We start from the raw sequence: 3395 nt of genomic DNA, 5'->3' as shown, positions 1-3395 counted from the left end.
TGTGTTCGGCGGTGTCCTACTCTCCCACACCCTGTCGAGTGCAGTACCATCGGCGCTGGAGGGCTTAGCTTCCGGGTTCGGAATGGGACCGGGCGTTTCCCCTCCGCTATGGCCGCCGTAACTCTATGAAACAGTTACACACGGAACACAACAGAAAACTCACACATAATGGTGAACGATGTTGGTTCATTCAATTGTAAATACTGAAACGTGTGTTGTTTCAGATATCGCACAGTGGACGCGTAGCTTCTTTGTGGTAAGTCCTCGGCCTATTAGTACCAGTCACCTACATCGGTTACCCGACTTCCAGTTCTGGCCTATCAACCCGGTGGTCTGCCGGGGGCCTTACCCCCTCGAGGGGGTGAGAAACCTCATCTTGGAACAGGCTTCCCGCTTAGATGCTTTCAGCGGTTATCCCTTCCGAACGTAGCTAACCAGCGGTGCTCCTGGTGGAACAACTGGCACACCAGAGGTTCGTCCGTCCCGGTCCTCTCGTACTAGGGACAGCCTTCCTCAAGTTTCTTACGCGCGCGGCGGATAGAGACCGAACTGTCTCACGACGTTCTAAACCCAGCTCGCGTGCCGCTTTAATGGGCGAACAGCCCAACCCTTGGGACCTACTCCAGCCCCAGGATGCGACGAGCCGACATCGAGGTGCCAAACCATCCCGTCGATATGGACTCTTGGGGAAGATCAGCCTGTTATCCCCGGGGTACCTTTTATCCGTTGAGCGACACCGCTTCCACATGCCGGTGCCGGATCACTAGTCCCGACTTTCGTCCCTGCTCGACGTGTCAGTCTCACAGTCAAGCTCCCTTGTGCACTTGCACTCGACACCTGATTGCCAACCAGGCTGAGGGAACCTTTGGGCGCCTCCGTTACATTTTAGGAGGCAACCGCCCCAGTTAAACTACCCACCAGGCACTGTCCCTGAACCAGATCATGGTCCGAGGTTGAGGTATCCAATACGATCAGAGTGGTATTTCAACAACGACTCCACAGTAACTGGCGTCACCGCTTCACAGTCTCCCACCTATCCTACACAAACCGAACCGAACACCAATACCAAGCTATAGTGAAGGTCCCGGGGTCTTTTCGTCCTGCCGCGCGTAACGAGCATCTTTACTCGTAATGCAATTTCGCCGAGTCTATGGTTGAGACAGCTGAGAAGTCGTTACGCCATTCGTGCAGGTCGGAACTTACCCGACAAGGAATTTCGCTACCTTAGGATGGTTATAGTTACCACCGCCGTTTACTGGGGCTTAAATTCTCAGCTTCGCCACCGAAGTGACTAACCGGTCCTCTTAACCTTCCAGCACCGGGCAGGCGTCAGTCCGTATACATCGTCTTACGACTTCGCACGGACCTGTGTTTTTAGTAAACAGTCGCTTCTCACTGGTCTCTGCGACCCCACCCAGCTCAGAACGAAAAGTTCATCACCAGACAGGGTCCCCCTTCTCCCGAAGTTACGGGGGCATTTTGCCGAGTTCCTTAACCATAGTTATCTCGATCGCCTTAGTATTCTCTACCTGACCACCTGTGTCGGTTTGGGGTACGGGCCGTGTGAAAGCTCGCTAGAGGCTTTTCTCGGCAGCATAGGATCACTGAATTCGCCTCAATCGGCTACGCATCACCTCTCAGGCATCATGAACGGCGGATTTGCCTACCGTTCGCCCTACAGGCTTACACCAGTATTACCACTGACTGGCCCAGCTACCTTCCTGCGTCACCCCATCGCTTGGCTACTACCAGATCAGGTCCTGCGCATCCACCACACCCCTCACTCTCGAAAGAGATCAGTAACATGGATTCAGGGCAGTTAGTATCACTGATTCACCATGGGCGCGTTCACACGGGTACGGGAATATCAACCCGTTGTCCATCGGCTACGCCTGTCGGCCTCGTCTTAGGTCCCGACTCACCCTGGGCGGATTAACCTGGCCCAGGAACCCTTGGTCATTCGGCGGACGAGTTTCTCACTCGTCTTTCGCTACTCATGCCTGCATTCTCACTCGCACAGCCTCCACACCTGGATCACTCCGATGCTTCCATGGCTGCACGACGCTCCCCTACCCACCCACACACCTGGCACACTCCTCGTAAGGAACATGCGGGCTATTGTATGAGTGCCGCAGCTTCGGTGGTGTACTTGAGCCCCGCTACATTGTCGGCGCAGGATCACTTGACCAGTGAGCTATTACGCACTCTTTCAAGGGTGGCTGCTTCTAAGCCAACCTCCTGGTTGTCTTCGCGACCCCACATCCTTTTCCACTTAGTACACGCTTAGGGACCTTAGCTGGCGATCTGGGCTGTTTCCCTCTCGACTACGAACCTTATCGCCCGCAGTCTCACTGCCACGCTCTCACTCATCGGCATTCGGAGTTTGGCTGATTTCGGTAAGCCGGTAAGCCCCCTAGACCATCCAGTAGCTCTACCTCCGATGAGAAACACGTGACGCTGCACCTAAATGCATTTCGGGGAGAACCAGCTATCACGGAGTTTGATTGGCCTTTCACCCCTACCCACAACTCATCCCCTCAGTTTTCAACCTAAGTGGGTTCGGTCCTCCACGACGTCTTACCGTCGCTTCAACCTGGCCATGGGTAGATCACTCCGCTTCGGGTCTAGAACACGCCACTACACACCTCACGGTGATACGCCCTATTCGGACTCGCTTTCGCTACGGCTACCCCACACGGGTTAACCTCGCGACATGCCACTAACTCGCAGGCTCATTCTTCAAAAGGCACGCCATCACCAGCAACAGAACAAACTGTTCACCAGCTTTGACGGATTGTAAGCGCACGGTTTCAGGTACTATTTCACTCCCCTCCCGGGGTACTTTTCACCTTTCCCTCACGGTACTAGTCCGCTATCGGTCACCAGGGAGTATTCAGGCTTATCGGGTGGTCCCGACAGATTCACAGCAGATTTCACGGGCCCGCTGCTACTTGGGTATTCACTACGACAGTCACAGTATTTTCGTCTACGGGACTCTCACCCTCTACGACAGGCCGTTCCAGACCACTTCGACTAACACCATGATTTCTTACTGTCGGCCGATCCGGCAGAATCGACAAAGCAAACCCCACAACCCTCCATACGCAACCCCTGCCGGGTATCACACGCACAAAGTTTGGCCTCATCCGCTTTCGCTCGCCACTACTCACGGAATCACAATTGTTTTCTCTTCCTGTGGGTACTGAGATGTTTCACTTCCCCACGTTCCCTCCACACACCCTATATATTCAGGTGCAGGTAACACGACATCACTCGTGCTGGGTTTCCCCATTCGGACACCCTCGGATCACAGCTCGGTTGACAGCTCCCCGAGGCTTATCGCAGCCTCCTACGTCCTTCATCGGCTCCTGGTGCCAAGGCATCCACCGTACGCT

Annotated in this window: 2 rRNA genes (1 of these 2 only partly in view); both read right to left on the bottom strand. The window is 54.7% G+C overall.

Annotated features, from left to right (window positions below):
- Window positions 1–3: 3 nt before the first annotated feature.
- A 5S ribosomal RNA gene (gene rrf, locus BJI47_RS02275) occupies window positions 4–120 on the bottom strand.
- A gap of 132 nt (window positions 121–252) precedes the next feature.
- Window positions 253–3395, bottom strand: a 23S ribosomal RNA gene (locus BJI47_RS02270) (it continues 15 nt past the right edge of the window).

It is taken from the genome of Rhodococcus sp. 1168, from assembly GCF_002091955.1.
GTDB lineage: Bacteria > Actinomycetota > Actinomycetes > Mycobacteriales > Mycobacteriaceae > Rhodococcoides.
Note: the sequence above shows the minus strand (reverse complement) of the source record. Positions and strands in the feature narration are given on the sequence as shown.